We start from the raw sequence: 26,542 nt of genomic DNA, 5'->3' as shown, positions 1-26,542 counted from the left end.
CAGATTAGTGCCTTTCTGTGACAGGGTGATGAAAACTCAAGCGTACTGGCTGAAAACCAGCACGGCATTGGTACCGCCAAAGGCAAACGAGTTGCTGATGGCGTGGGTGGGGGCGGGGAGCTGGCCCCGGTTGTGCTCTGTGACCAGTTGCAACGGGCATTTGGGGTCTTGCGGCAGATGCGCGATGCCGGGGGGCATTTGCCGGTGATGCACGGCCAGGGCGGTAATGGCGGCTTCCAGCGCGCCAGCCGCCCCCAGTAGATGACCGTGCAAGGTTTTGGTGGAGCTGGCAAACAGGGTAGTACCAAACAGAGATGACAACGCCTGCGCTTCGACTTCATCCCCCACATGGGTGGCTGTGCCGTGGGTGTTGCAATACTGGATATCCGCAGGTGCCAGATTGGCAGACTTTAGCGCAGCTTTCAGGGCGCGCTGCTGGCCGGATGCATCCGGTTTGGTCAGGTGGCTGGCATCGGCACTGATGCCAAACCCGGCGAGTTCGGCATAGATGGTGGTGCCACGCGCAATGGCGGCAGAGGCCTCTTCCAGCATCAGCACAGCAGCTCCTTCGGCCAGTACCAGGCCGCTCCGTTCACTGGAGAAGGCTTTGCAGGAGGCTTCCGGGTGGTCCGGATCGGGCTTGGCGAGTGTATGCATGGCTTGCCAGGCATGGATGACGCCGCTGCCCAGCAAGGCCTCGGCGCCACCGGCAAAGGCGAGGTCAATGTCGCCACGGGCAATGGCGCGCGCAGCTTCGCCAATGGCAATGGCGGATGAAGCACAGGCCACCGAATACGTCATCACCGGCCCCTGCACCTTGAAGCGCATCGACATCTGGGCGGCGGGCGCATTGGTCATGCCGGCGACGACAGATAAGGGCGACAATCGGCTGTGGGTCTCGAAGTGGGCTTTGTAGGCCTGCTCGATGGCGAGGGCCCCACCCATGCCGCAACCCATGTAAATACCGGCTTCTGTCAGGTCTTGGCCGGCCAGTCCGGCGTCTTGCAACGCCATGTCGGCTGCAGCCACGGCAAACTGGCTGACCCTATCCATGCCGGATAACTGCATTTTGCTGAACCATTGGCTGCTGTCAAACTGGCACAGGCCAGCCACTGTCGGGATGCCATTGCTCATGGATTCCGGCAGCAATTGCAGGCCGCTCTGGCCGTCTGACAAGGCTTGCCAAAGCGCGGCGGGTGAATTCCCCAGCGGGCTGACGACGCCGATGCCGGTAATCACGACTTTCCTGCTCATTGCGCGGCCGTTTCTGCCAGGATGTCATCCACCAGCCCGGCCAGCCCGGTGAGGGTGTTGAGGTCGGTGCGGTTGTCCGGCAAATCAATCTTGAAGTGTTCTTCGATGCTAAACAGCAGTTCAACCAGACTCAGCGAATCCAGGCCGAATTCGGCTACCGGCTGGTCATCCAGCAACAAGGCTTTTTTGATGCCAAACTTGTCGTGAATCAGGTCTTTGATGGTGTCCAGGGTTGTGCTCAGAGTTGTGCTCGGGGTTGTTCTCATTGCGGGGTACCTTTTGTGGATGGATAAAGTCAGCCAGTGCTTTGACCACACGGTGGCGATCGTTATCCAGGGTAATCATGTGGTAGCTGTTGTTGAGGATGATCAGCTGCTTGTGGGTGGAGGCCAGTTGTCGCATCAGGTATTCCGGGCTGCGCAGGCTGGTGACTTCGTCCTCTCTGGCGTGCAGGATCAGGGTCGGGGCATGGATGTGCGACAGTTGCGCCATGGTATGCGCGATCAGCTTCTCGGCCTCGTGAATGGCCCACAGCGGCAGCTTGGCTGCACCGGCGCCAGACAGGGCCTGCTCGCGCATCTCGCGTGCGATCCACTTGCGGATCTGCTCGTTCTTGATGCCGAAAGGCGGTTTTTCCTTGATCTGGATCCAGTTGCGCAAACCGGGCAGATAGCCGATATGGCGCAGCTTGCGCCAGGGAGACAAGCCCCAGCCGTCGTAGAACAGGGTTGGTGACAGCAAGGCAAGGCCCAGTACCTGGCCGGGGCGTTGCCGGGCAATGGCCAGTGCCAGTAGGGCGCCAATACACAGTCCTCCGATCATGATCGGGCCGGACCGGGCGACTTCGGCATCGAAGGCGGCTAGCGCATGTTGCAGCCAGTCTTGCCAGCGCGCAGGCCCAAAACCTGCCTGCAGGGTGTAGCCGGGGATTTCCGGGCACAGAATGTCTACCTGATCCCGCTTGAGCGCGTTGTTAATAACAGAGAACTCTTTTGGCGAACTCACCAGGCCGTGGAACAGCATGCACTTGGCAGCTGGGGCGGCTGATGTGAGGAATAACGTGTCAAGTGGCATCGTCGGATGAACCGTTTGCAAGTTTGGATGCCCGAATATTAGCGACCTAACCTTACAACTTACTGAAAAGGACGTTTCCGATGAATGTCATCCTCGTAGAGGACGATTTGCTGCTCAGCAAAGGGTTGATCCAGGCGCTGACAGAAATGGGACATGTGGTGCAGTCGGTGCATGATGGTCGCTATGCCGATACCCTGATTGCGGCCGAGCATTATGATCTGGTGGTGCTGGACCTTGGACTGCCGGTGATGGACGGGCTGGAGGTATTGCGCCGCTTGCGGAGCAGAAAACAGACCGTACCGGTGCTGATCCTGAGTGCGCGCGACCATACGACCGACCGGGTGCTGGGGCTGAACGAAGGGGCGGACGATTATCTGACCAAGCCCTTCGAGCTGACCGAGTTCGAGGCACGGGTGCGGGCCTTGCTGCGCCGCGGGCAGGGGGCTAGTACACAGCTGGGCAAGCTGGTTTGGTTGTGGAACGAGCGGGCCGCCTATTGCAATGATGTGCCGCTGGCCTTGTCGCTGAAAGAACTGGTGGTACTGGAATCCTTCATGCAACAGCCCGGGCGGATGGTGGCCAAGGAAATTCTCGCCAGCCGGCTGGGCGATCAGGACGGATCGGCCGGTGACAATACCGTGGAAGTCTATATTCATCGACTGCGCAAAAAGCTGGAGCCTGCTGCGCTGGAAATCCGCACCGTCCGAGGCCTGGGCTACGTGCTGAGGGAATTGTCATGAGACGATTTCGCCGCCATGGGGCTTTGTCGCTGCGTAAGACGCTGGTAACCCGGTTGTGGATATCGCTGTCCATTATCGGCGTGATTGCCTCTGTCGTGACCTATTTGTTGGCGTATAACTACGCCAACTTTGCCTATGACCGCGCCTTGATGGACTCGGCCGAAAGTCTGGCCAAGCAGCTGACTTACGAAGACGGCAAGCCGAAGCTGAATTTGCCGCCCGCAGCCAGAACTGTATTGTTGACCGACCGCAGTGACCAGATCCGCTTTCAGGTCAAGGACCTGATCCACCAGACGGTACTGGCCCGTAACGGAGATCTGGGCACACCGCCAGAGCGTGCGCAGATGACGGATCACCCCGTGTATCACGATGAAGTGCTGCACGGACAAACGTTTCGCATCATTTCCATGGTGGAATTTTTGCAGCCGGACCATCACCCGGTGCTGGTGGAAGTGGGAGAGACCCGCCACAAGCGGGACCTGCTGGCCCGGGAAATTCTGGTGGGCGTGGTGACGCTGATGCTGATTCTGGTGGTGCTGAGCATCACGCTGGTCTGGCGGGGGATTGCGACGACGCTGAAACCATTGCAGGTGCTGGAGGTTGAGGCGGCCAAGCGCTCTACCGACAATCTGGCGCCGCTGGACCCGTCCATTGCGCCACTGGAAGTCCGGGCGCTGATCCAGGCGATTAACCGGCTGATGGCCCGACTGGCAGAGTCGATAGAGTCCCAGCGGCGCTTTACCGCCAATGCGGCACATCAGTTGCGTACGCCGGTCGCCGGCTTGCGGTTACAGGCGCAACTGGCGCAAAAGAATCGCGAACCGGAGGTCATGCTGGGGATGCTGAGGGATATCGAGGAGAGTGCGGCCCGCACCGCCCACGTGATTGATCAATTGCTGCTGCTATCCAAAGCGGAAGCGGGGTCTTACCTGATGCTGCAAAGCCCGCAGCAATTGAATCTGGAAGAAGTCGCCCGGCGGGTGACGGCGCGTTATGTGGATGCCGCGATCGGGCGGGAAATTGATCTGGGATTTGAAGCCGATTGTCCGGATACGCCCTGGATACGCGGGCACGGCGGGCTGATGGAAGAAATGATTGCCAACCTGATTGATAATGCCGTGCGGTATACCCCCAAAGGTGGAACGGTGACGGTGCAGGTCTTGCAACAAAAGGGCCGGCCGGTCTTGCGGGTGAGCGACAGCGGGCCGGGGATTCCAGAAACGGAGTGGCAGGCGGTCTTTAACCGCCATTACCGGTCGGATACCGCCTCGTCTGCCGGTGCCGGCCTTGGTTTGGCCATCGTACAAGAAATCGCCAGTCAGTATCAGGCCACGGCTCGGCTCACCCCGCCAGCACCCGGTTACGGCTGCTGCTTCGAGGTGAGTTTTTAAGGTCTGACGCAGACCTGATTCATCAGAAGGTATTGGCCCGTAACGGTAACCCGGGCATTCCGTTAGACTGTGCGCAACTGGCAGACCACCCGGTGTGGACTGCTGATGATTGCAATGGCCAAACATTCACGCCTATAACTATAATGCCAGAGACCATGCAGGCCAAATAGGGAGAAGAGATGAACAGACGGAATTTTTTCGGCAGCCTTGGCGCCGGATTTGCGGCAGGTAGTGCGGCCAGACTGATCACTGCGGCAACGGCGGTAGGTGTCCCGGCACTTGCCCGAGCGGCTGATACCGGCAGCAAGGCGACGAACAGGCACGCGGCGCTGAACACCCGCTTGCTGGTTCGGCCAGCAGCGCGTGGCGGCAAGTATCTGGGGCATGATGCGGCCAATGCTGACAATCACAGCGCCCTGATTGCCTTGCAGGACCCCCGCAGCGGCCGCATCGTGGCCCATGCGCTTGCCAGCGCGCCAACGGCCGAAAGTGCAGGGCCTGCGGACCTGATGGCGCCTGTCAGCCGTAGCATGCCCTTCGCCAGTGACGGCCAGACCACCGATGTTGTGCTGCAGACCCGGCTCAGTGAACCCACCGACTTTCGCCTGCTGGTTTTCGGTCCATTGAAGCATCCCGGCCAGGCCCGGCTGGTGCAGACCGACATTACCCTGCTGCCGGGGGTAGACATCGGCCTATCGCCGCAGTACCCGCAAGGTCTGGTCATCGAAATCCCCGGTTTGTGCATCAGCAATGTGGTGGCAGACTGGCAGTCGGCGCAGCTCAGTTGTACCGCGATGGTGACGATGATGTGCGGCTGCCCGATTCGCAATGAAGCCAACTGGTTCTGGCCAGACAGTGATTTCACCATTCAGCTGGTCACCTATATGCAAAGTGGCGCCACGCACGCCTACCCGCTGACCTTTGATGCGACACCGAATCTGGTGAGTACCTTTACCGGGAGCTGGTCCTCTCAGGCCGCGAGTGGAGACAGGGTTGCCCAAGCCTGGATTTACGCTAGCGAAGCCAAGCTTGGCAATCAGGGCAAATACCGCGTGCATCAGCAAGCGGAAGCCCTGCCGCCGCTGCCGGCTGAATTGCGCGCCCTGGTTGGTAAATTGTCGGCTTGATGCTGACTGCGTCACTGGCAAAGCGGTAGAAAAAAATAGGGTATAGCTTGCGATCCATTTAATGTAAAAGTATTGCTGGCTATACCCTCGATACGTGACCAACCTTCTGCATGAATTCCAAGAGAGTATTCTAATAGCCGAAACATCATCCCCGCCGGTTACGGCAGCTGCTTCGAGGTGAGCTTCTGATTACAAACGGTGATCAAGCAAATGCCTCGGCGGTGTTCAGTACCGTCATGCGGGTTTTCACGGCGCCCAGTGCAATGGCGTGCAGCAAGTTGGTGACGGTAGCGCAGGCATCGCCAATGATCTCTACCTGATATTTCTCTGCCGTTTTGGAAATGGCGGTATGCGTCACGCAGTTTTGCGTCATCATGCCGCAGACCAGCAGCTTGGTGACACCCAGTTGCTGCAAGGTATCGTCCAGCGTGGTTTGGTGGAATGCATCGGCAAAGCGTTTGACGATGACCGGCGCATCAGGCGCTGCGGCGCGTACCTTTGGGTGGATCTGCACACCTTCGGTGTTTTCATTAAAGAAAGGCGATACGCCATTGGCCGGGTTGGCAATGTGCTGGACCAGGATGATCGGCATACCTTGGTCTTTGGCATGCGTCATGGCGGTCAGGGCATTTGCGAGGGCGCCTTCTGCGTTTTCCAGCGGGTAGTTACCCCCGGCAAAATAATCGTTCTGGATATCAATGACGATCAGGGCGGTCTTGGTGTTTGACATGGTGTTCTCCGGTGTTTGTGGTGTGCGACAGAACGTATTATCCGCACATTCAGTTTGTTACATGAGTGGCCCGAATGACAAAAAGTGCTAATATCGGGCCAATATGTTTTCATGCCGGAGAGACCATGCCTGTGCATCGCATTGCCGTAGTGGCATTTGACCAGATCAGCCCGTTTCACTTGTCGGTGCCTTGCGTGGTCTTTGGGGACGAGCGGCCCGACGCACCAGACTTTGAACTGCAAGTGTGTGCCGCAGAAACCGGGCCGCTTAAAACCACCGCCGGTTTCGAGGTGATGGTGGCGCATGGGCTGGAGATACTGGCAACGGCGCACACGGTGATCATCCCCAGCTGGCGCGATGTGGCCGAACGCCCGCCACAGCCCTTGCTGGATGCCTTGCGTGCCGCGCATGAACGAGGTGCACAGGTGGTGGGGCTTTGTCTGGGGGCTTACGTGCTGGCAGAGGCCGGTTTGTTGTCGCAACGCAAGGCGACTACGCACTGGGCATTCGCGCAGGACTTTGCCCAGCGGTATCCGGATGTACAACTGGATCCGAATGTCCTGTATGTGGAAGATGGCCGGTTGCTAACGTCTGCCGGTACGGCCGCCGGCATTGACTGCTGCCTGCACATGATCCGCCAGCGTTACGGTGCCGAGTCTGCCAATGCCGTTGCCCGGCGGTTGGTGGTGCCCCCACACCGGCAGGGGGGCCAGGCCCAGTATATCGAGCAACCACTACCGGCCACTGCCAGTGGTTCCCGTCTGGCTGACCTGATTGCATGGGTACGGACGCATCTGGATGAACCGCATACGCTCGACAGCCTGGCCGAAAAATCGCTGATGAGCCGGCGTACCTTTACCCGTCATTTCCGGCAACTGACCGGCACTACCGTGGGCAACTGGCTACTGAGCGAGCGCCTGGCCCTGACCCAGCGCCTGCTGGAAACCACCGGACAACCGGTAGAAGAAATCGCCCGCCTGACCGGCTTTGGCAATACCGTGACCTTGCGCCACCACTTCGGCAAAGCCTTTGGGGTATCCCCCATGGCCTGGCGCAAGATGTATCAGTGACGTGCCGTGAACGGAAAGCAAGCTCGGCATGACGCGATTTCACGACGGTCAGTCTGTCACCAGACGGTATCCGACGCCGGTTTCGGTCAGGATGTAACGGGGTTGTGCCGGGTCTTCTTCCAGTTTCTGCCGCAAATACCCCATGTATATCCGAACGTACTGGTTACTCTCGGCATAAGACGGGCCCCAGACTTCCCGGAGTAGTTCGCGGTGGGTCAACACCTTGCCCGCATGGCGGATTAGCGTGACCAGCAAGCGGTATTCGATGGGGGTTAGATGGATATGTTCGCCGGCTTTTTCTACGATGCGTTTGGCCAGATCCACCCGGATATTCCCAAACTCAAACACGGACTGTTCAGCAGTATTGGAGGCCTGGCGCCGGCGGAGCAAGACGCGCACCCTGGCCAGGCATTCTGCCACGCCGAAGGGTTTGGTCAGATAGTCATCCGCACCGGCATCCAGCGCCATGACTTTTTCGGTTTCCCGGCTACGGGCTGACAAGATCAGAATGGGGACATCCGACCAGGCGCGCAGTTGCTTGATGACGTCGATACCGTCCATATCCGGCAAACCCAGGTCCAGAATGATGAGATCCGGTTTGCGGGTGGCAGCATCGACCAGTCCCTGCTTGCCCGTGTCTGCTTCAATATAGTGAAAGCCAGCCTCCTGAAGTGCGCTACCCAGAAAGTGACGAATGGGTTTTTCGTCTTCTATCAGAACAATCATGTGGCTGTTTTCACGCATGGGGCCTTACTCCGGTAACACGGGGGTGGCACTTACCGGCAAGGTAAAGCTGAATTTTGCCCCGTGTGGCTGGATATTCTCTGCCTGTATTCTGCCTTGGTGTGCTTCGATTATGCTCTTGCAAATGGCCAAGCCCAGCCCGACACCGGCGGTGCTGGATTCATTGACGCCCCGGGTGAATTTCTCAAAAATCTTGTTGCCTAGGCCCTCCGGCAAACCGGGGCCATTATCTGATACGCTGATCACCAGCATGGACAATGCCACATGCGCAGAAAGCCGGACTTCGCTGCCAGGTGGTGTGTATTTGGCCGCATTCTCCAGCAGATTCACCAGCACCCGCTCGATCAGCACGGCATCGATTTCCACCACCGGCAGACCAGGCGCGATTTCCAGCCGAACCTGATGCTGCGCCAGGCTACGCTGGGTTTCACGGATGGCACTACCGATGACTTCTTCGATCATCAGCCATTCTTTGTGAAGATGAACACCAGATTGCAAGCGGGCCATGTCCAGCAGGTTGGTCACAATATTGTTCATGCGCAGGCTTTCTGCCTTGATCAGGCTGGCAGTTTCTTTGCGTTCTGCCGGGGGCAGGTGGTCAGACTCCATCAGACTGGCCAATCCCACCAGCGAGGTGAGCGGGGTACGCAAATCATGCGAGACAGTCGAGAGTACACTGTTACGCAAACGCTCGGACTCCATGGCCACAATGGCATCTTGTGCAACCTCCACATAATGCACCCGCTCCAGGGCCAGTGCGATCTGCGCGGCGCAGGTGTCCAGTAGTCGCTGTTGCTCCGGGGCGTAGATGAGGTGAATCTGTCTGGGGCGGATGGCCAATACACCGCGCGTACGCATTGGCGCTTTCAGGGGCAGAAACAGGTAACTGTTGGCAGGCAGGGTATTGGTGCCCAGTCCGGCCATTTCCTGATGGTCAAACACCCATTGTGCCACCCCGGCGTCTACCGGTTCTTGCTCATGGTCTACCAGCATCAGCCGGTCCTGGCTATCCGGCAGATAAAACAGGATTTTTGACTGGAACAATGGCCCCAGTTGCTGGCTGGCAATGTCGATGATCTGGCTGGTGGTCAGTGCGCCACCCAGCGCCTGACCCAATTCATACAGTGCACTGGTACGACGTTCGCGATAGGTCGCAATATTGGCCTCGAAACGTAATTTGGCGGCCAGCTGGCTGATGAGGATGGCCACAATCAGCATCACGGTAAACGTCAGCAGGTATTGGGTATCCGAAACCGTGAACGATAATCGGGGGGGGACAAAAAAGAAATCAAAGGCCATGACCGAGGTCACGGAGGCAAAAATGCCCGGACCACGGCCATAGCGGATGGCAATCAGCACCACAATCAGCAAAAAAATCATGACCACATTGGCAAGGTCAAAATATTGCAACAAGCCCGCCGTCAGCAAGGTGGTCAGTCCGCAGCCAAGTGCGGCAAAGAGGTAGCCTTTCAGTTGTTTGGGTGTATCGGTGGTTTCAAACAGCAAGGAGGCCGCGGCAGGCTCTCCCGGTTTGGCAGGGGAGGGTTCAAAGGCATCATGTGCTACCACGAAGACATCGACATCGCTGGCCTGTTGTGACAACTGGTCGGCGAGTGACGGTTGCCAGCGTTGGCGCCAGACGGGTTGATGCGATTTACCGACGACCATTCTGGAGACGTTGCGGCTGCGCGCGTAGGCCAGTAGCGTCGCGGGCAGGGAGGTGCCGGCCAGCACGCTGGTTTCTGCCCCCAGTGTCTGGGCGAGCTTGAGCATTTTCAACATGTGATTGCGCTGCTCTGCCGGCAGGTTCAATAACTGTGGTGTCTCCACATAGGCGACAATCCAGTCGGCCTTGAGGCTGGCAGCCAGCCGGCTGGCGTTACGAATCAGTTTTTCGGCCGCATGCAACCCGACGCACACCAGTAGTCTTTCACGTGCTTGCCAGATCGGATGGATCGACTGATCTGCCCGGTAGGCCCGCATCTGGGCATCTACCCGGTCTGCGGTACGCCGCAGCGCCAGTTCGCGCAGGGCCAGCAGGTTGCCTTTGCGGAAGAAATGCTTGCTGGCACGTTCTGCCTGCCTTGGCATGTAGACTTTGCCCTCGCTCAGGCGAGCCAGCAATTCGTCCGGCGGAATGTCCACCAGCGTAATGTCTGCGGCCTGGTCAAATACCCGGTCCGGCAGGGTTTCGCGAACAACGATGCCGGTAATCTGCCCGACAATGTCATTCAGGCTTTCCAGATGCTGTACGTTCAGGGTGGAGTAAACGTCAATGCCGGCAGCCAACAGTTCTTCCACATCTTGCCAGCGCTTGGGATGGCGGGAGCCGGGGATATTGGAGTGTGCCAGTTCGTCCACCAGGATCAATGCCGGTTTTCGGGCCAGTGCCGCGTCCAGGTCAAACTCTGTCAGCAGGTTGTCCTTGTACAGGATGTCTTTGCGAGGGAGGATATCCAGCCCGATCAGTTGCGATTCTGTCTCCTGACGTCCGTGGGTTTCGACCACCCCTACCACGACATCCAGCCCTTCTTCTCTTTTCTGGCGAGCCGCAGACAGCATGGCGTAGGTTTTACCCACGCCAGCACAGGCACCAAAAAAGATCTTGAGCCGTCCGCGTTGCGATTCCTGCTCCTGCCGCTGGATTTCCTCCAGCAATTCGTCGGGTGAGAGGCGGTCGTCTTGCACGGTTAACGAACCTTCTGATCAAGTGCCAAGTTTAATTGAAGCACATTTACACGGGCTTCCCCAAACATTCGCCACTGTCTGCCCTGGGTGTGTTGATCGATCAGGGTTTGAATGACGGAGACCGGGACATGCCTGGCTGCTGCCACGCGCCCCATTTGGTAATAGGCTGAGGCTGGCGAAATGTCCGGATCCAGCCCGCTGGCTGATGTCGTCACCAGGTCGACGGGCACCGGTCCTGTCTGGGCCGGATGGGCCGCTCGTATGGCCGTCACCCGGGCGACAACGCCTTTGAGGAAGTCCGGGTTGGTCGGCCCCAGATTGGCACCACCAGATGCGGCCCCATTGTAGGACATGGGGGCCGTTGCGGACGGACGGCTCCAGAAGTATTGGTTGCTGCTGAATTGCTGGCCGATCAGGGATGAGCCAACCACTTTGCCTTGGTGATGAATCAGGCTACCGTTTGCGGCATCTGGAAACACGCTTTGTGCGATACCGGTCACCAGCAGCGGATAGGCCAGACCGGTAAGGACGGTTAACAGCCCGAAAGAAACCAGGGCGGGACGGATAAGTTTCATGATGTTCTCCTGTTTCTGCTGCGTGTTATACAAGGCCAAGTAGACCCAGTAGCATGTCGATCGCTTTGATGCCGATAAACGGCACAATCAGCCCGCCCAAGCCGTAAATCAGCAGATTGCTGCGTAGCAGTCGGGCGGCGCTTTGTGCTTTGTAGGTAATGCCTTTCAGTGCCAGCGGGATCAGGAACACGATGATGATGGCGTTAAAAATCACCGCAGACAGAATGGCCGAGTCCGGGCTGTTCAGATGCATGACGTTGAGCGAGGCCAGTTGCGGATAGGTCGTCGCAAAGGCGGCGGGAATAATGGCAAAGTATTTGGCAATGTCGTTCGAAATCGAGAACGTGGTCAGACTGCCACGGGTCATCAGCATCTGTTTACCGATCTCGACAATTTCAATCAGTTTGGTCGGATTGGAGTCCAGATCCACCATGTTGCCGGCTTCTTTGGCGGCCTGGGTGCCGGTATTCATGGCAACGGCCACGTCGGCCTGTGCCAGTGCCGGTGCATCGTTGGTACCGTCACCGGTCATCGCCACCAGCTTGCCTTCGGTCTGGTGATCCCGGATCAATTTGAGCTTGGCTTCCGGGGTGGCTTCGGCCAGAAAGTCGTCCACGCCTGCTTCGGCGGCAATGGCCGCTGCTGTCAGCGGATTATCCCCGGTGATCATGATGGTTTTGATCCCCATCTGGCGCAGCTCGGCAAAGCGTTCCTTGATGCCGCCCTTGACGATGTCTTTCAGTTCAATTACCCCCAGCACGCGACTTTGCTCGGCTACCACCAAGGGGGTGGAGCCTCTGCGTGCAACTTCTGCGACTTCTCTTTCTACTGCCTCCGGAAAATAGCCGCCTGCTTCCTGGACATATTTCCGGATGGCATCCATTGCCCCTTTGCGGATTTCGCGGACACCAAAGGTATCCGTATAGTTAATACCGCTCATGCGGGTGTGGGCAGAAAACGGGACAAAAACAGCCTGCTGGGCATTAAAGTCACTTTGGCGCAGGCCAAATGTCTCTTTAGCCAGGATCACGATGCTGCGGCCTTCTGGTGTTTCATCGGCCAGAGAGGATAACTGGGCAGCATCTGCCAACTGCTCCTGACGGATGCCTGGGGCGGGGATGAAGTCCGATGCCTGGCGGTTACCCAGGGTAATGGTGCCTGTCTTGTCCAGCAGCAAGACATCCACGTCACCAGCAGCTTCGACCGCACGGCCGGAAGTCGCAATGACATTGGCCTGCATCATCCGGCTCATGCCGGCGACCCCAATGGCAGACAGCAAACCGCCGATCGTGGTGGGAATCAGGCAGACCAACAGGACAATCAGGGTGGTCACGGTAATCGGTGCACCGGCACCGCTGGCCGTGGCGCTAAACAGCGAGAACGGCAACAGGGTGGCCGTCACCACCAAAAACACAATGGTCAGTGCCACCAGCAAGATGGACAACGCGATTTCATTCGGTGTTTTCTGGCGCTTGGCACCTTCAACCATGGCAATCATGCGGTCCAGAAAAGCTTCACCCGGGTTAACGGAGACTTTGACCACAATCCAGTCGGACAATACGCGGGTGCCGCCGGTAACGGCCGAAAAGTCTCCCCCCGACTCACGGATGACGGGCGCAGATTCGCCGGTAATGGCCGACTCATCTACAGAGGCCACGCCTTCCACGACCTCGCCGTCTGCGGGCACGATATCGCCCGCTTCGATCAGGATGAAATCGCCTTTGCGCAGGCTGGCGCTATCGGTCGGGAGGCATTTGCTTCTGTCCTGGTGGTGGTACAGTTTTTTGGCCATGACATTTTTCTTGGTGCTGCGCAAACTGGCTGCCTGGGCTTTGCTGCGTCCCTCTGCCAGCGCTTCGGCAAAGTTGGCAAACAGCACGGTAAACCAGAGCCATACCGCAATTGCACCCACAAACCATGCGTGCCCTTCGCCCTGGCCACGCAATGTCTGGACAAACAGCAGGGTGGCCAGAATACTGCCGATATACACCACAAACATCACCGGATTTTTCCACTGGGTGTCCGGTGCCAGTTTTTTGAAGGAAGCGCTGATGGCTTCATGGATCAGTGCTGGGTCCAGCAAGGACGTCAATGCAGATTTCTTAGACATGATCTTGATTCCTTAAGGATGAACCGTCTGCATTTGCAGATGTTCGGCCACAGGGCCTAGTGCAAGCGCCGGGATATAGTTCAGTGCGCCCACCAGCAACACGGTACCGATCAGCAATACAACAAATAGCGGGCCGTGGGTCGGCATGGTGCCGGTATTGGCTGTCAGACGTTTTTTGGCGGCAAGCGAACCGGCAATGGCCAGAATCGGCACAATCATGGCAAAACGTCCAAACCACATGGCGATACCCAGCATGGTGTTATAAAACGGGGTATTGGTACTCAGGCCGGCAAATGCGCTGCCGTTGTTATTGGCTGCTGACGTAAAGGCATACAGCACTTCGCTGAAACCATGCGCCCCCGGGTTATAGATACCCGTTTTACCGGCCATCACCATCACGGCCATCGACGTCCCCATCAAGACCAGTAGCGGCGTAACCAGAATGGTGAGGGCCGTCATCTTCATTTCAAAGATTTCGATTTTCTTGCCCAGATATTCAGGCGTGCGGCCAATCATCAGACCGGCAATGAACACTGCCAGAATCGCGAAGATCAGCATGCCGTACAAACCGGAGCCCACCCCGCCAAAGACCACTTCGCCCATTTGCATCAACGCCGTAGGGACCAGTCCGCCAAGCGGCGTCAGGGCATCATGCATGCTGTTGACAGCACCACAAGAGGCGGAAGTGGTCACCGCGATGAACAGGGCGGATGCAGTAATGCCAAAGCGGGTTTCTTTGCCTTCCATATTGCCACCGCTTTGTAGCGTGGATGCATGCTGGTCCACCCCTGCCAGTGTCAGTGCCGGATTGCCGTGTTGTTCTGCCACCAGCACAATGCAGGTCATCACGACAAAGATCACGGTCATGGCCGCCAGCACGGCCCAGCCTTGGCGTTTGTCTCCCACCATGGCGCCGAAGGTGAAACACAAGCCGGCGGGGATGACAAAAATTGCCAGCATTTGCAGGAAGTTGGTCAGCGAAGTCGGGTTCTCATACGGGTGTGCCGAGTTGGCATTAAAGAAACCGCCGCCGTTGGTGCCGATCATCTTGATGGCTTCTTGCGAGGCGACCGGACCCATGGCCAGCGTTTGTTCATGGGTTTTGACGGTTTCCATGACGGGTTGACCCTGCGCATCTTTGACCGGGTTGCCTGCTTTATCTGTCACTGCTTGCTGGTAGGTGTTCTCGTCCAGCGTCTGGACCGTCTGGTAAGGCTTGAAATTCTGGATGGTACCTTGCCCGACCATAACGACGGCCAACACCAGAGACAGCGGCAGCAAGACATACAAGGTGGAGCGGGTCATATCGACCCAGAAGCTGCCAATGGTAGACAGGCTATGGCGGGCAAAGCCGCGGATCAGGGCAATCACTACCGCAATGCCGGTGGCGGCAGACAAGAAGTTCTGCACTGTCAGGGCCAGCATCTGGGTCAGATAACTCATGGTGCTTTCGCCTGAGTAACCCTGCCAGTTGGTATTGGTCACAAAAGAGATCGCTGTATTAAAAGCCGAATCGGGGGCCACCGCACCCATCTGCTGCGGGTTCAGCGGCAGCATGCCTTGTACACGCTGCAAGCCATAGACAAACAGGGCGCCCAGCAGGTTAAACGCCAGCAGGGCGAGGGCATATTGTTTCCAGCCCATTTCGTCGCTGGACTGAATGCCGCAGCAGCGGTAAATCAGCTTCTCCACCGGCTGGAAAGCACCCGTCAGAAAATGGCGTTCGCCCTGAAAAACACGGGCCATATACTGGCCTAGCGGCCAGGAAAGCACCAGCAGCGAGACTAAAAACAGTCCCAGCATCCACATTGCATTGGTTGTCATTTAAAAGTGCTCCGGATAGAACAAGGCATAAAACAGATAGCCCAGCAGGAAAATGGCACAGGCCCCTGTCAGGAAATAGATCAGGCTCATTTTTTGCCCCTTTGTTTGTCACAAACTTCCGTCAGGACATAAATCAGTACAGAGAAAAAAATGAGGCCAAGCCAGAAGAGAAAATCCATGATGCTTCCTTTGCAGGTCGTGAAGTCATGATGGATATTCTAGGGAGAACGCTATAAATAATTTGCCAAATGAATGGGGCGGCGTATATGAATGTTATATAAATTGCAGGTTGGTGCGAGGGGACAAATGGGGAGGCGTTCGTGGTCAGTCATAGGGATATAGCTGACCACGGCCAGAAAGTGGTTATCAGGACGGGATCAATACCTTGTCCAGCCCCCGGTGTACGCCGACTAGCGTATGGACTTTGCGAATGGCCAGAATGGCGCCGTCCACATACGGGCGTGCGCTGCTGCCAGAGTTGTGCTTGATGCTGAGGGTCTGGTCCGGCATGCCAAACTGCACCTCGACACCCAGTACATGACCCGGCAAGCGGACGGCGTGCACTTGTGTGCCAGCCATATTGGCACCGCGGGCTTCTTTGGGGCCGATGACCTTGTCGACCGGAATGGTGGTGTCGTGCGGGGTAACATTGCCCAGGCGGGTGACCAGCTCCCTGACGGTGCCGCTCGGCACATCGACTTTGGCATCGCTTGCGTATTCGATGATCTCCCATTGCGGAATCAGCCGGGCCGCTTCTTCGGCAAAGCGCTGCATCAGGACCGCAGTCAGGGCAAAGTTGCCGCATGCCAGTACCCCGCGCTGATGCTTTTGGGCGACCGCATCGATTTCATCGTAATCCTGGTCTGTCAGGCCGGAGGTCCCCACCACGACATGGGCGCCATGTTCCAGTGCGGTGATGATGTTGGTTTTGGCACTGGTGGGCTTGGTGTACTCCACAAACACATCGCACGGGCGGTGCAGGGCTTCTGCTGCGGTCGCGTAAAACCAGCCCGTCAGTCTGGGCTCTTTCAGCACATCGGCAATGGTCTGGCCGGCCTGCGTGCGAGAAACGCCGGCGATCAGACTCAGGTCTGTGGTATGGGCTATGCCGCGTGCCAGTTCCGAGCCAGCCCAGCCAGCGGCACCAGCCAGACATACTTTGATGGTCATGGGGGGACTCCTTCGGTTATGCAGCTGTAATGATCAGTTGATGGTAAGCAAGCTGGCCGGGGGCGTCAAACGGATTCTGGGGGGATATGTATTCTGCCGAACAGACGGAGCAGCTGATGACGCCTAAGCTGGTGCCAGCAAATACCCGCACCGGGTGTTTGCGTCTAAGGAGTGCGACATGGATAAAATCCAGCCGGTCACCGGCGTTTCCCCCATCGGACCTTACCCGTCCGGCAGGTTGTCAAATATAGCGGTCCGGCACGTCTACCCGATGTATAGATGGCCCGGGACGCACACCAGCGTGTTTCGCAAACGGCCAGAAAAAGACAAACCTCGGGATGTCTGAGGCCGATTGCAGGACGATCACTGGCGATACGTGCTGAGCGGCGTATAGTGAAGAGATGGATTGTGCTGCGTCATTGAACAAAAAATCAGATCGACAATGGGGTATGGCCATGGTGATGAATCTACGTCTGGAACAGGATGCTTTTGGGACCATCGAAGTCGCGGATGACGTGTTGTGGGGGGCGCAAACCCAGCGCTCGCTCCTGCACTTTCATATCTCGACCGAGCAGATGCCGGAGGCTCTCATCATGGCACTGGCGCGCATCAAGCGTATTTCAGCCAAGGCCAATGCAGAACTGGGCGTGTTGTCACCCACGCTAGCCAGTGCCATTGCGCAGGCTGCGGATGAAGTGCTGCAAGGCATGCACCCGCAGGCGTTCCCGCTGTCGGTCTGGCAAACCGGGTCTGGCACGCAGACCAACATGAACATGAACGAAGTACTGGCCAACCGGGCCTCCGAACTGATGGGGGCGGGCAAGGGGGCGGACCGCTGTGTTCACCCCAATGAACATGTCAATCTGGGGCAGTCTTCCAATGATATTTTCCCGACGGCCATGCATGTAGCCACTGCTGACGAGGTGCGTCATCGCCTGTTGCCGGCCTTGTCGTCACTCAAGTCACAACTGGCTGATAAGGCGGCAGACAATGCCGACATCGTCAAAATAGGGCGTACGCACTTGCAGGATGCTACCCCGCTGACGCTGGGGCAAGAGATGTCCGGCTGGGTGGCACAACTGGCCCATGCGGAGCATGCCATCGAGCAGGCGTTGCCGGCTGTGCTGGAATTGGCGGTGGGGGGCACTGCTGTCGGAACCGGTCTGAATACCCACCCCGAATTCGGACGCAAGGTGGCGTTGCAATTGTCACTCGAAACCGGGCTGCCGTTCCGCTGCGCCGAGAACCGCTTTGCCGCGCTGGCCAGTCACGATGCGTTGGTCAGCCTGCACGGGGCGTTAAAAACACTGGCGGTTGCCCTGATGAAAATTGCCAACGATATCCGCTGGCTGGCCTCTGGCCCGCGCTGCGGGCTGGGCGAGCTACACCTGCCGGAAAATGAACCCGGCAGCTCCATCATGCCCGGCAAGGTAAACCCCACCCAGTGCGAGGCGTTGACCATGGCCTGTTGCCAGGTGATGGGTAACGATGTCACCGTCACGATGGCGGGCGCATCTGGCAACTTTGAGCTGAATGTCTTCAAGCCGGTCATCATCCACAATGTGTTGCAAAGCATCCGTTTGCTGACCGACACTATCACCAGCTTTGAACAACATTGTATTAGCGGGCTGGTGCCGGACGTGGCACAAATTGCAAAGCATCTGTCGCGGTCATTGATGCTGGTGACCGCCCTGAGCCCGCATATCGGCTACGACAACGCCGCCGTGATCGCCAAACAGGCGCATGCTACCGGCGCAACCCTGCGGGAAGCCGCGATTGCCTCCGGTCTTGTCACGGCGGATCAGTTTGATGCCTGGGTCAAACCGGAAAACATGATCTAGTTTTTTACGCGAACGCCACGACTGGGATTAACGATAGGCGCGTTGCTGTCTTTGCAAGTATTCGTGCCGTTCCTGGGCCTCTATCGACAGGGTGGCCGTCGGCCGGGCGAGCAATCGTTCCAGCTGAATCGGCTCACCTGTTTCGACACAATATCCGTACGTTCCGTTGTGAATGCGTTTGATCGCCTCATCGATCATGTGCAGATGCTTTCGCTCCCGGTCACGGACCCGTAACTCCAGCGAGTGATCTTCTTCCTGAGAAGCCCGGTCTGACGGATCGGGTGTGAGCTCGAGGATTTGCAGGTGATTCATGGTGTCGTTGGCTGACGAGAGCAAGGTGTCTCGCTCCTGGCAGAGTAACGCGTGCAGATAAGCCAGTTGTTCTGTTGTCAGGATGTGAGGGTCTGTCCGGCTGGCCTGATGCCCGGGCAGGGCGGCAATACCAATGGTGTCTGGCGTGAGATGCATGTTAGCGTTCCTTGTAAAGGCGACATTCGGACGGACATCTGCGCAGCGTGGATGACAGGCTGGGGTCATTTGCCTTTCCAGTCATCCTGGCTTGCCAGCACATATGCCCTCTGCGAAGTCTGGGCATATTCGGCCAGCACCGGCTGGAGACCGGGTATTCCGTCTGCCGGTGTATTGCCGGCCCCGTTGGCTTGCGACAAAGCAGGGGTTTCCGGTGAGGTGGCCGCCGGTTTACGGATGGTTTGCAAGGCGGCAAGACTGGCCGGGTTCATGCTGTCCACCATGGAGCTGGGGATCAGAATGGTTGTGCCGCGCTCTTTGGTGGTTTCGTAAATGATATTCATGGCACGCAGCTGCAAGGCGGCCGGATAGTCGGTATAGACTTTGGCTGCTTCTACAAACTTGCTGGCAATTTCAGCCTCGGCAGAACCCAGGATGATCCGCGCCTGTTTCTCGCGTTCGGCTTGCGCCTGGCGGGACATGGCGTCCTGCAGGGCCACCGGAATCGCAACATCCCGAATCTCGACCGCGCGGATCGTCACCCCCCATTCGGCGGATTTTCGGCCAATTTCCTCGCACAGGTGCTGGTCTGCTTCCCGCCGGTCTGATAACAGGGCGGCCAGCATCGATGCGCCAATCATTTCACGCAGGGAGGTTTGTGCCACCCGGTCAATGGCCTGCCGGTAATCCGTGATCGCCAAGGCTGCCTTGCGGGCATCATTGACATGCCAGAAGATGATGGCATCCACATTAACCGGCACGGTGTCACGGGTCAGGGCTTGTTCGGCATTAAAAGCGGTGGTTTGAATCCGCTCGTCAATAATGGCGACGACATTGTCCAGCACCGGGACAATGACAAATATGCCGGGACCTTTGACACCTTGCAGCTTGCCCGCCCGCAAAATGACGTATTTTTCCCACGTGTTGGCAACCTTGAGCGATTGCGCCACCACGATGGCTGCAATCAGAAACAGACTGCCCAGAAACAGGTTTTGACCCAGTACCAGCCAGCCTCCGAACAGGGCGAGTACACCCATGATAAATAATGTGATTTGGTTCATGATGCGTGTCCTTTCTCAGCCATGGCAGAAAGCTGCTACGGTTCTGCATGCCTTAGCGTGAGCTTTTCCGGACAAAGCTTCTGTGCGCTGGCGCACCTAATACTCACAGAGACATGCCAGCCCGCTGCGGCCAGAACGCAGCTTGTACATCGTCGGTAGAATCCGGGACTGTGGGTTAGCGAACAGACCAGTCGTGTCACTGTACCTATGCTGGGATCGTCAGCCCTTTTTACCGATCGGGAGACAACCCAAGGCGCAACGCGCCTGGTTTTTATAGTGTGCAATCTTGCGTATCAAGGATAAACAAATGACTGATCAATCAAACCGCATGACCCAAGGACCACAAAGCACCAAAGGCAAAACATCTGACACGGGTAAAACCATCAGTACCGACCAACATTCAAAAGACCAACAACGAGAAGCTGAAAGCAAAGCCCTGCAACCCGGGATCGCGCCGGCATCTGTGAAGACAACTCACAAACCGTAAGCACGCTTTAGCATGTTTTTTAGGCAATAAAACAGTCACTTCGGTGGCTGTTTTTAAGGGGGGGCTGACAGATTCGGCCAGCGTCCGGCCATGCAAGCAGGTCTTCGCCAGGGATAGATGACTGGCCAGATCGGCCAATGCATGTCATGTCGGCGTGGGGTAATTTGTCATCATCATGTTAAATCCTGTTAAACCCGGTGTTTGTTTGCCCGATTTGGATGAGAAGGTGTGGTATTCAGGTTAAAATGCCTGCTGATCAGCAGGATTGAATTCTGGAAAAACTATGCCTACCCATGAAGAAGTGATTCAGGCCACCCGTAACTGGCTGGAAAAAGCCGTTATCGGCCTGAACTTGTGCCCGTTTGCCAAAGCGGTGTATGTCAAAAACCAGGTACGTATTGTGGTGAGCGAGGCCAAGCATCTGGATGCATTTCTGGAAGACCTGGACCGCGAGATGCTGTATCTGGCCGAAGTAGACCCGGAAGTCACCGATACCACCTTGCTGATTCATCCGACATTGCTGGCCGATTTCCTGACCTTTAATGATGTGGTCGCCATTGCCGAAGAAGCCGTGGATGAACATGAGCTGACCGGCATTTTGCAAGTGGCCAATTTCCACCCGCAGTTCCAGTTTGACGGCACCGAGCTGGACGATCTGGGCAACTTTACCAACCGTTCACCGTACCCGACCATTCACCTGATTCGCGAAAGCAGCATTGCCAAGGCGGCAGAAGCGTTTCCGGATGCATCGGTGATTTTCGAGCGCAATATCCAGGTGATGAACGACCTGGGGCTGGATGCTTGCCAGGCTTTGGCCAAAGGCGAAGACATACCAGCCAGATCCTGATGTACTCATAATCATAATTATCATCAGATCCGGACAAAATCAGGGCGGTACCGGCCATACTGTTCAGCAGGTATTCAGCAACACTCAGCTACACTGCGATGCCGGCACCACCCTTTGATCAGGTAGAAGAGAGAGATGCGTTACTGGATTGCCCTGTTGATAGCCTCGCTTGGGTTGCAAGCCCAGGCGTTAAGCCTGCTGACAGAAGATTACCCCCCGTTTAATTATGCAGAGCCGAATGGACACATTTCCGGTATCTCTACCGAGATTGTCCAGCAGCTGATGCGGGATGCAAAACTGCCCTATACCATTACCTTGCTTCCGTGGTCGCGGGCGATCAGCCTGACACAGGTAGAAGCGGATACGTGCGTGTTTTCCATGTCACGCATCCCGGAGCGCGAGCTGGGTTACAAATGGATCGGGCCACTGGTATCTAACGACTGGATTTTGTACGGACTGAAAGATGCCAAACCGATCATGCAGCTCTCCGACATCGAGCGCATGCGGGTCGGCAGCTATCAGGGCGATGCGATCATTCCTTGGATGCATTCGCGCGGATACGATGTCGATGTCGCCCCTAACGATGATGTCAACCCGCAAAAACTGTTACTGAAGCGGATCGATTACTGGGCGACCGGCAAGCTGATTGGTCAGTACCGCCTGAAACAGCAAAAGCTGGAAGACAAAATCGTCCCCATCATGGTGTTTAACCGGACCAGCATGTATCTGGCCTGTAACCGCAAAGTACCCGATGCACTGGTCGACCGCTTGAACGGTTTGCTGCAGGCCATGCAAAAGCGGGGTGTCGTCAAGTCGATCTACCAGAAATACGGTTATCAGCCCTGATGGCTGATCATGTTGCTTGCTTGCCAAAGAAAGTCCTATGCGTATCCCTGTGCCATTAGCCAAAGCTTACCGTTTGCTCAATCACGGTCCCGTCACGCTGGTGACATCTGCCCATGCCGGCAAGCATAACGTCATGGCGGCGGCTTGGGCCATGGCACTGGACTTCGACAAACTGACAGTGGTTATCGACAAAAGCGCTTTCTCGCGCACGCTGATGGAAGCCTCTGGCGAATTTGTCATCAATATTCCTGCCAGAGGGTTGGCCAGGGCGGTGGTGCAAGTGGGTAACAGCAACGGGGAATGTATCGACAAGTTTTCCACTTTTGGCCTGTCGGTAGAGAACGAGCCCAGCACAGAGATTCCGCTGGTCAGCGGTTGTGCGGCCTGGGTGCATTGCAAGATCATCCCCGAGCCACACAACCAGCAAACCTACGATCTGTTCATTGGCGAAATCGTCAACGCCTGGGCCGATGACCAGGCGTTTAAAGACGGGCACTGGTCTTTTGCCGATGAAAACCTGAAAACCCTGCACTATGTGGCGGGCGGTGCCTTTTATGTCACCGGTGAATCGCTCAATGTCGAGCTTTGAGCGGGCAGGTGTGCCTGCATTGCGCCAGCAATCAGGCGGAAATCGGCTTCGGTGATTTCCAGATGCCCGAACCGGAACGGATACCCCCAGCGCTTGATATCCTGAATGAATGACAATTGCCCCAGCAAGGGTTGTATCGCCGCTGGCTTGCAAGGCAGATAACGGATATCGCGCCGGAAGGGGATAAACCCGGGCGCCATCTCGAACGCATACGTCTCGTTGGATACCACCTGCCCGATGGCGGTGAACCGCTGTAGTGGCTCACCGTCGTGCATGTCGGTTTTGGGCGAATAATAAATCAGCCAGTCTCCCTGTTTCATGCGTTTCAGCGGCGCAGCCTTGCCATGACAAAGCTGCGCAAAACCGCCCGCTACCCCGCGGGCGACATGAGACTCACTGACAACACCTATCCAGTAACGCACGGTCATGTTGATGCTCCTTGGTGGCAGGTCGCTTATTGCTCGCATGGCCAGAAGGCCCGCAGGCGGTGGCCGTCCGGGTCGGTGGCGACAAAGGTATGGCCAAAGTCCATCACGGTAATACCTTGCACGATGGGCATGTGCATAGCCTGCCAGTTTTCCAGCAGACTGGCGAGTGCATCTGCACTTTCGACGGTAAATGCCATCTCGCTACCACCCACCGGTGTGGCGGCCGGGGCGACCGTATGCCGGGACCACAAGCCCAGTTTGTGCCCGTTAGGCAACACAAACAAGGCAAAGGTGGCAGACGTTTCTACGGGGGCAATACCCAGCAACTGCTGGTAAAAAGTGGCACTCTCCATTGGGCTATTGACGTAGAGGAGGGTAAAATCTGGCTGAATCATCATGGCTTCCTTGGTATGAACGGGTTGTAATGCATGAATCACAGTGTACAGAACCCCACTGACAGAACCTGTCAGGAGTCTTTCGCAAAGGAATATCCATGTCTGACGCCGCCGCCTTCTGGAACCCGCGTTTTGCCGTTGAAGAATACGTATACGGAACAGAGCCCAATGACTTCTTGCGCCAGCAAGCTGGCCGCTTTGGCAAGGGGGCCAAAGTGCTCAGTCTGGGGGAAGGCGAGGGGCGTAATGCAGTTTTTCTGGCTGGACTCGGTCATCAGGTGACAGCGGTAGATGCATCTGAAGCCGGCTTGGCCAAAGTGGCAAAACTGGCGGCCAGCAAGCAATTGCTGGTAGAGACGGTACAGGCTGATCTTGCCGATTATGTGATCGCGCCCAAGCAATGGGACGTGATTGTCGCCATTTTCTGCCACTTGCCGCAGGAGCTGGCGCACCGGGTATTCGGCCAGGCGGTGGCCGGCCTGAAACCGGGCGGCTTGCTGGTGCTGGAAGGTTATACACCACGTCAGCTCGCCTTTGGCACTGGCGGCCCGAAAGATGCCGCTCTGCTGTACGAACCAGAGGTGATCCGTCACGAGATTGCCGGTCTGGAATTACTGCATTTTGCCGAGCTGGAACGCCCGGTGCTAGAAGGCAAACTGCACACCGGCCAGGCGGCCGTGTTGCAAGTGGTGGCCCAAAAGCCGCTGGCCGCCATGCCAGCCGTGGAGGCCGGCGAAGGGTATCTGCGTCATCTGGATGGTGGCTACTACCGCCGTCTGGGGATGGCCAGACACAGCGAAGACGAAAGCGAGATGGTGGTGTATGCCCACCTTTGGCCGTTCGAGCCACATACATGGGTACGGCCCGCAGCCGAGTTCCCGGGGCGCTTCGAACCTGTGACCGAAGCCGAGGTGCTTCAGGCCATGCAAGGGGATCAGGCAGCGGCCGCTGCCGCCGTCATGGCCGCCAAAGCCGCCCGACGCGCCAAAAAGGGGTGACGGGTTTGTGGGGGGGGCCGGCGTGGCTGGTGTATATCGCTGCGCGCCATACACCCTACCATGTGACGCACATCCGCACCGGTACAGGAGCGGCAGGATGTACCGTCACCTTATGCTTGCCGATGTATCCAAGTGCGATAGTCGTCGCAAGCAACACATCACGCCACCGATAAGTCCGTCTCGTAGGGTGTATGGCGCGAAGCGATATACACCAAACACGCTCAACGCCACCCCCAATGCAAAAAGGCCCCGAAGGGCCTTTTTTAGGTAATACAACCGCGAGTGATTAACCCAGGGTGGCAATCTTGGCTTCTGCTGCAGCGAATGCGGCAGCTTTGGCTTCTTCACCCATGTTCACGCCTTCGGCGCGGACGATTTCTACATCGGTAATGCCCAGGAAGCCCAGCACGGTGCGCAGGTAACCTTCCTGGAAGTCCATGGCGTGGTCATCACCATACTGGCCACCACGGCTGGAGGCGATGATCACTTTTTTGCCTTTGGCCAGGCCTTCAGGGCCATTCGGGCCGTACTTGAAGGTTTTGCCGGCAACCGCCACGCGGTCGATCCAGGCTTTGAGCTGGCTAGGGATCGAGAAGTTATACATTGGCGCACCGATCACAATCACGTCTGCATTCTGGAATTCGGCCATGATGACTTCGCTGGTGCCGATGTCGGCGTGCAGCTCTGGGCTCCATGAAGACGGATCACTCTGGCTGGCCATCAATACCGCGGTAGACAGGTGAGCTGGTGCATTAACCACCACGTCACGATAGGTCACGGTGGCGTTGGCTTGTTTGCTTTGCAACTGTTTGACGATACCGGCGGTCAGTTTGCGAGAAACGGAATAGTCGTTCAGTGGGCTTGCGTCGATGTGCAGAATGTTCATGATGTTTATCCTTTAATCAGTCAATGTGTTGTGTGTTTGGTTCATCTGTTTTGAAACAGCTTTTGATGGACGTAGTGTGCCATGGTGCTAATGTGTTGATTAGTCCACAAAAAACAGATTGATTGTTCTATCATTGCAACAATGAATGGACAGACAACGGAAAAGACGGTGCGCGATGAGTAAAATATTGCCGGCCCAGACAGGCGGGCCAGAGTGGAATGACCTGTTCTTCTTTACCCAGGTCGCCCTGCAAGGCGGGTTTGCCGCTGCCAGCCGGGTGCTGGGTGTGCCCAAGTCCCGCTTGTCCCGCCGGGTGGCGGAGCTGGAGAACCAGCTTGGGGTACGCCTGCTGCAAAGAACAACCCGGCGCCTTGCGTTGACGGATGTCGGGCAGCGTTACCTGCAGCATTGCCAGAGCATGTTGCTAGCAGCGCAAGAGGCCGACGACACGGTCAGGCAACTCAATACCACGCCCAGGGGGCCGATCCGGGTGAGTTGTCCGGTGGTGCTGTCCCAGACCCTGATGTCTGAAATCCTGCCGAAATTCATGAAGGACTATCCGGAAGTGACGGTGCATCTGGAGTCGACCAACCGGCGGGTGGATCTGATCGAGGACGGTGTGGACGTGGCCATACGCGTGAGAACGGTGGCGTACGAAGATGCCTCGCTGGTGATGCGCAGCTTCGGCCATTCGTCTAACCATCTGTTTGCCAGCCCGGCCTGGATTGCACGGCATGGCACGGTGACGCACCCGACCGATCTGACCGATAAAGATACCCTGAGCATGGTGCCGCACGACGGACGTTATCTGATGACCTTTGAGCAGGGTAATGGCGGCACGTTTACCGTACCCCACAAACCCAAACTGATTACGGATGACTTGCTGCTGCTGCGGGCGGCGGCGGTGGAGGGGGTAGCCGCCGGTATCCTGCCGTCTTTCCTGTGTAATAACGATGTGGCCAATGGCCGCTTGAAGGTATTACTGCCGGAATGGCCGCTCCCTAAAGGCAACCTGCACGTGGTGTTTCCTACCCGGCGCGGTCTGGTGCCGGCAGTGCGTGTGTTTATCGACTGTCTGGCGTGCGCCTTGCCGGCCTTGGCGGGCGAAGTGGGTGTCTCGATGTATAACATCTGATCTGTACCAAAATCTGACCAACTGGACAGCTGACGGATTTGTTGGCAAAATAATTGATAAGTCA

At 57.2% G+C, this 26,542-nt stretch carries 27 protein-coding genes; 11 read left to right on the top strand and 16 right to left on the bottom strand.

All coding sequences use genetic code 11. From position 1 onward, the window contains the following. Nucleotides 1–36: 36 nt before the first annotated feature. Genes F552_RS0103770 through F552_RS18440 form a run of 3 tightly spaced genes read right to left on the bottom strand, consistent with a single transcriptional unit; the run spans nucleotide 37 to nucleotide 2,328 of the window. The gene (locus F552_RS0103770) at nucleotides 37–1,254 is read right to left on the bottom strand and encodes a beta-ketoacyl-[acyl-carrier-protein] synthase family protein (protein WP_018150388.1); all 1,218 of its coding nucleotides are present in this window, start codon (nucleotides 1,252–1,254) and stop codon (nucleotides 37–39) included. After that, complete coding sequence (locus F552_RS0103765; RefSeq protein ID WP_018150387.1) at nucleotides 1,251–1,430, bottom strand: phosphopantetheine-binding protein; 180 nt, start codon at nucleotides 1,428–1,430, stop codon at nucleotides 1,251–1,253. The genes F552_RS0103770 and F552_RS0103765 overlap by 4 nt, the downstream gene beginning before the upstream one ends. Continuing rightward, the gene (locus F552_RS18440) at nucleotides 1,420–2,328 is read right to left on the bottom strand and encodes an alpha/beta hydrolase (protein ID WP_083917419.1); all 909 of its coding nucleotides are present in this window, start codon (nucleotides 2,326–2,328) and stop codon (nucleotides 1,420–1,422) included. The genes F552_RS0103765 and F552_RS18440 overlap by 11 nt, the downstream gene beginning before the upstream one ends. An 80-nt stretch (nucleotides 2,329–2,408) precedes the next feature. Between F552_RS18440 and F552_RS0103755 the strand changes: the two genes are divergently transcribed. The 3 genes from F552_RS0103755 (at nucleotide 2,409) to F552_RS0103745 (ending at nucleotide 5,586) form a co-directional block, all read left to right on the top strand. Beyond that, nucleotides 2,409–3,068, top strand: a complete 660-nt coding sequence (locus F552_RS0103755; protein ID WP_018150385.1) for a response regulator — start codon at nucleotides 2,409–2,411, stop codon at nucleotides 3,066–3,068. Continuing rightward, entirely contained in the window at nucleotides 3,065–4,459 is a 1,395-nt protein-coding gene (locus F552_RS0103750; protein ID WP_018150384.1) for a sensor histidine kinase, read from the top strand. Before F552_RS0103755 ends, F552_RS0103750 begins: the two co-directional genes overlap by 4 nt. A 179-nt stretch (nucleotides 4,460–4,638) precedes the next feature. Beyond that, entirely contained in the window at nucleotides 4,639–5,586 is a 948-nt protein-coding gene (locus F552_RS0103745) for a hypothetical protein (RefSeq protein WP_018150383.1), read from the top strand. A 202-nt stretch (nucleotides 5,587–5,788) separates the two neighbouring features. Here the strand turns inward: F552_RS0103745 and F552_RS0103740 are convergent, their stop codons facing one another. Next, nucleotides 5,789–6,316: a cysteine hydrolase family protein gene (locus F552_RS0103740; protein WP_018150382.1), complete on the bottom strand. Its 528-nt coding sequence runs from the start codon at nucleotides 6,314–6,316 to the stop codon at nucleotides 5,789–5,791. 125 nt (nucleotides 6,317–6,441) lie between these two features. Between F552_RS0103740 and F552_RS0103735 the strand changes: the two genes are divergently transcribed. Beyond that, the gene (locus F552_RS0103735; protein WP_018150381.1) at nucleotides 6,442–7,386 is read left to right on the top strand and encodes a helix-turn-helix domain-containing protein; all 945 of its coding nucleotides are present in this window, start codon (nucleotides 6,442–6,444) and stop codon (nucleotides 7,384–7,386) included. A 48-nt stretch (nucleotides 7,387–7,434) separates the two neighbouring features. Here the strand turns inward: F552_RS0103735 and F552_RS0103730 are convergent, their stop codons facing one another. The 7 genes from F552_RS0103730 to dapB all read right to left on the bottom strand — a co-directional run bounded on the left by F552_RS0103730 (nucleotide 7,435) and on the right by dapB (nucleotide 16,497). Beyond that, a complete protein-coding gene (locus F552_RS0103730; RefSeq protein WP_018150380.1) occupies nucleotides 7,435–8,130 on the bottom strand; it encodes a response regulator in 696 nt (231 codons plus the stop codon). Between the two features lie 6 nt (nucleotides 8,131–8,136). Continuing rightward, entirely contained in the window at nucleotides 8,137–10,818 is a 2,682-nt protein-coding gene (locus F552_RS0103725; protein ID WP_018150379.1) for a DUF4118 domain-containing protein, read from the bottom strand. A 2-nt stretch (nucleotides 10,819–10,820) separates the two neighbouring features. Further along, nucleotides 10,821–11,393 carry a potassium-transporting ATPase subunit KdpC gene (kdpC, locus tag F552_RS0103720; RefSeq protein ID WP_018150378.1) on the bottom strand — a complete coding sequence of 191 codons (573 nt, stop codon included), beginning with the start codon at nucleotides 11,391–11,393 and terminating at the stop codon, nucleotides 10,821–10,823. Nucleotides 11,394–11,418: 25 nt separating this feature from the next. Further along, nucleotides 11,419–13,503 (bottom strand): potassium-transporting ATPase subunit KdpB, encoded by a 2,085-nt coding sequence (kdpB, locus tag F552_RS0103715; protein ID WP_018150377.1) that lies wholly within the window; start codon nucleotides 13,501–13,503, stop codon nucleotides 11,419–11,421. A 12-nt stretch (nucleotides 13,504–13,515) separates the two neighbouring features. Further along, nucleotides 13,516–15,327: a potassium-transporting ATPase subunit KdpA gene (kdpA, locus tag F552_RS0103710; RefSeq protein ID WP_018150376.1), complete on the bottom strand. Its 1,812-nt coding sequence runs from the start codon at nucleotides 15,325–15,327 to the stop codon at nucleotides 13,516–13,518. Then, nucleotides 15,328–15,417, bottom strand: a complete 90-nt coding sequence (gene kdpF / locus F552_RS20305; RefSeq protein WP_018150375.1) for a K(+)-transporting ATPase subunit F — start codon at nucleotides 15,415–15,417, stop codon at nucleotides 15,328–15,330. A 276-nt stretch (nucleotides 15,418–15,693) separates the two neighbouring features. Then, nucleotides 15,694–16,497 carry a 4-hydroxy-tetrahydrodipicolinate reductase gene (dapB, locus tag F552_RS0103695; RefSeq protein ID WP_018150373.1) on the bottom strand — a complete coding sequence of 268 codons (804 nt, stop codon included), beginning with the start codon at nucleotides 16,495–16,497 and terminating at the stop codon, nucleotides 15,694–15,696. A gap of 461 nt (nucleotides 16,498–16,958) precedes the next feature. On the opposite strand from dapB, the gene fumC reads away from it, so the two are divergent. Next, on the top strand, nucleotides 16,959–18,338 hold the full coding sequence (fumC, locus tag F552_RS0103690) for a class II fumarate hydratase (RefSeq protein ID WP_026182369.1): 1,380 nt from the start codon (nucleotides 16,959–16,961) through the stop codon (nucleotides 18,336–18,338). A gap of 27 nt (nucleotides 18,339–18,365) precedes the next feature. Here fumC and dksA read toward each other — a convergent pair whose 3' ends face one another. After that, nucleotides 18,366–18,806, bottom strand: coding sequence for an RNA polymerase-binding protein DksA (gene dksA / locus F552_RS0103685; protein ID WP_018150371.1), 441 nt, complete (start codon nucleotides 18,804–18,806; stop codon nucleotides 18,366–18,368). Between the two features lie 65 nt (nucleotides 18,807–18,871). After that, the gene (locus F552_RS18435; RefSeq protein WP_018150370.1) at nucleotides 18,872–19,867 is read right to left on the bottom strand and encodes a slipin family protein; all 996 of its coding nucleotides are present in this window, start codon (nucleotides 19,865–19,867) and stop codon (nucleotides 18,872–18,874) included. Nucleotides 19,868–20,153: 286 nt separating this feature from the next. On the opposite strand from F552_RS18435, the gene F552_RS0103675 reads away from it, so the two are divergent. The 4 genes from F552_RS0103675 (at nucleotide 20,154) to F552_RS0103660 (ending at nucleotide 22,636) form a co-directional block, all read left to right on the top strand. After that, nucleotides 20,154–20,354 (top strand): hypothetical protein, encoded by a 201-nt coding sequence (locus tag F552_RS0103675; RefSeq protein WP_156802213.1) that lies wholly within the window; start codon nucleotides 20,154–20,156, stop codon nucleotides 20,352–20,354. A gap of 283 nt (nucleotides 20,355–20,637) precedes the next feature. Beyond that, entirely contained in the window at nucleotides 20,638–21,201 is a 564-nt protein-coding gene (locus F552_RS0103670; protein WP_018150368.1) for a DUF1415 domain-containing protein, read from the top strand. A 135-nt stretch (nucleotides 21,202–21,336) separates the two neighbouring features. After that, nucleotides 21,337–22,047 carry a substrate-binding periplasmic protein gene (locus tag F552_RS0103665; protein ID WP_018150367.1) on the top strand — a complete coding sequence of 237 codons (711 nt, stop codon included), beginning with the start codon at nucleotides 21,337–21,339 and terminating at the stop codon, nucleotides 22,045–22,047. 37 nt (nucleotides 22,048–22,084) lie between these two features. Continuing rightward, on the top strand, nucleotides 22,085–22,636 hold the full coding sequence (locus tag F552_RS0103660) for a flavin reductase family protein (protein ID WP_018150366.1): 552 nt from the start codon (nucleotides 22,085–22,087) through the stop codon (nucleotides 22,634–22,636). On the opposite strand, the gene F552_RS18430 is transcribed toward F552_RS0103660, so the two are convergent. Together F552_RS18430 and F552_RS0103650 are read right to left on the bottom strand one after the other, a co-directional pair. Continuing rightward, nucleotides 22,600–23,064, bottom strand: a complete 465-nt coding sequence (locus F552_RS18430) for an EVE domain-containing protein (protein ID WP_018150365.1) — start codon at nucleotides 23,062–23,064, stop codon at nucleotides 22,600–22,602. The two genes, F552_RS0103660 and F552_RS18430, sit on opposite strands and share 37 nt — an antisense overlap. Nucleotides 23,065–23,090: 26 nt before the next feature. After that, nucleotides 23,091–23,462 (bottom strand): VOC family protein, encoded by a 372-nt coding sequence (locus F552_RS0103650; protein ID WP_245546650.1) that lies wholly within the window; start codon nucleotides 23,460–23,462, stop codon nucleotides 23,091–23,093. 95 nt (nucleotides 23,463–23,557) lie between these two features. On the opposite strand from F552_RS0103650, the gene F552_RS18425 reads away from it, so the two are divergent. Next, nucleotides 23,558–24,457: a DUF1653 domain-containing protein gene (locus F552_RS18425; protein ID WP_018150363.1), complete on the top strand. Its 900-nt coding sequence runs from the start codon at nucleotides 23,558–23,560 to the stop codon at nucleotides 24,455–24,457. A gap of 286 nt (nucleotides 24,458–24,743) precedes the next feature. Here F552_RS18425 and F552_RS0103640 read toward each other — a convergent pair whose 3' ends face one another. Beyond that, the gene (locus tag F552_RS0103640; protein ID WP_018150362.1) at nucleotides 24,744–25,343 is read right to left on the bottom strand and encodes an FMN-dependent NADH-azoreductase; all 600 of its coding nucleotides are present in this window, start codon (nucleotides 25,341–25,343) and stop codon (nucleotides 24,744–24,746) included. Nucleotides 25,344–25,518: 175 nt separating this feature from the next. On the opposite strand from F552_RS0103640, the gene F552_RS0103635 reads away from it, so the two are divergent. Continuing rightward, nucleotides 25,519–26,478 carry a LysR substrate-binding domain-containing protein gene (locus tag F552_RS0103635; RefSeq protein ID WP_018150361.1) on the top strand — a complete coding sequence of 320 codons (960 nt, stop codon included), beginning with the start codon at nucleotides 25,519–25,521 and terminating at the stop codon, nucleotides 26,476–26,478. Nucleotides 26,479–26,542 lie beyond the last annotated feature (64 nt).

The sequence above is a fragment of the Leeia oryzae DSM 17879 genome (assembly GCF_000376945.1).
GTDB lineage: Bacteria > Pseudomonadota > Gammaproteobacteria > Burkholderiales > Leeiaceae > Leeia > Leeia oryzae.
This window is presented reverse-complemented; position numbering and strand designations above follow the sequence as displayed.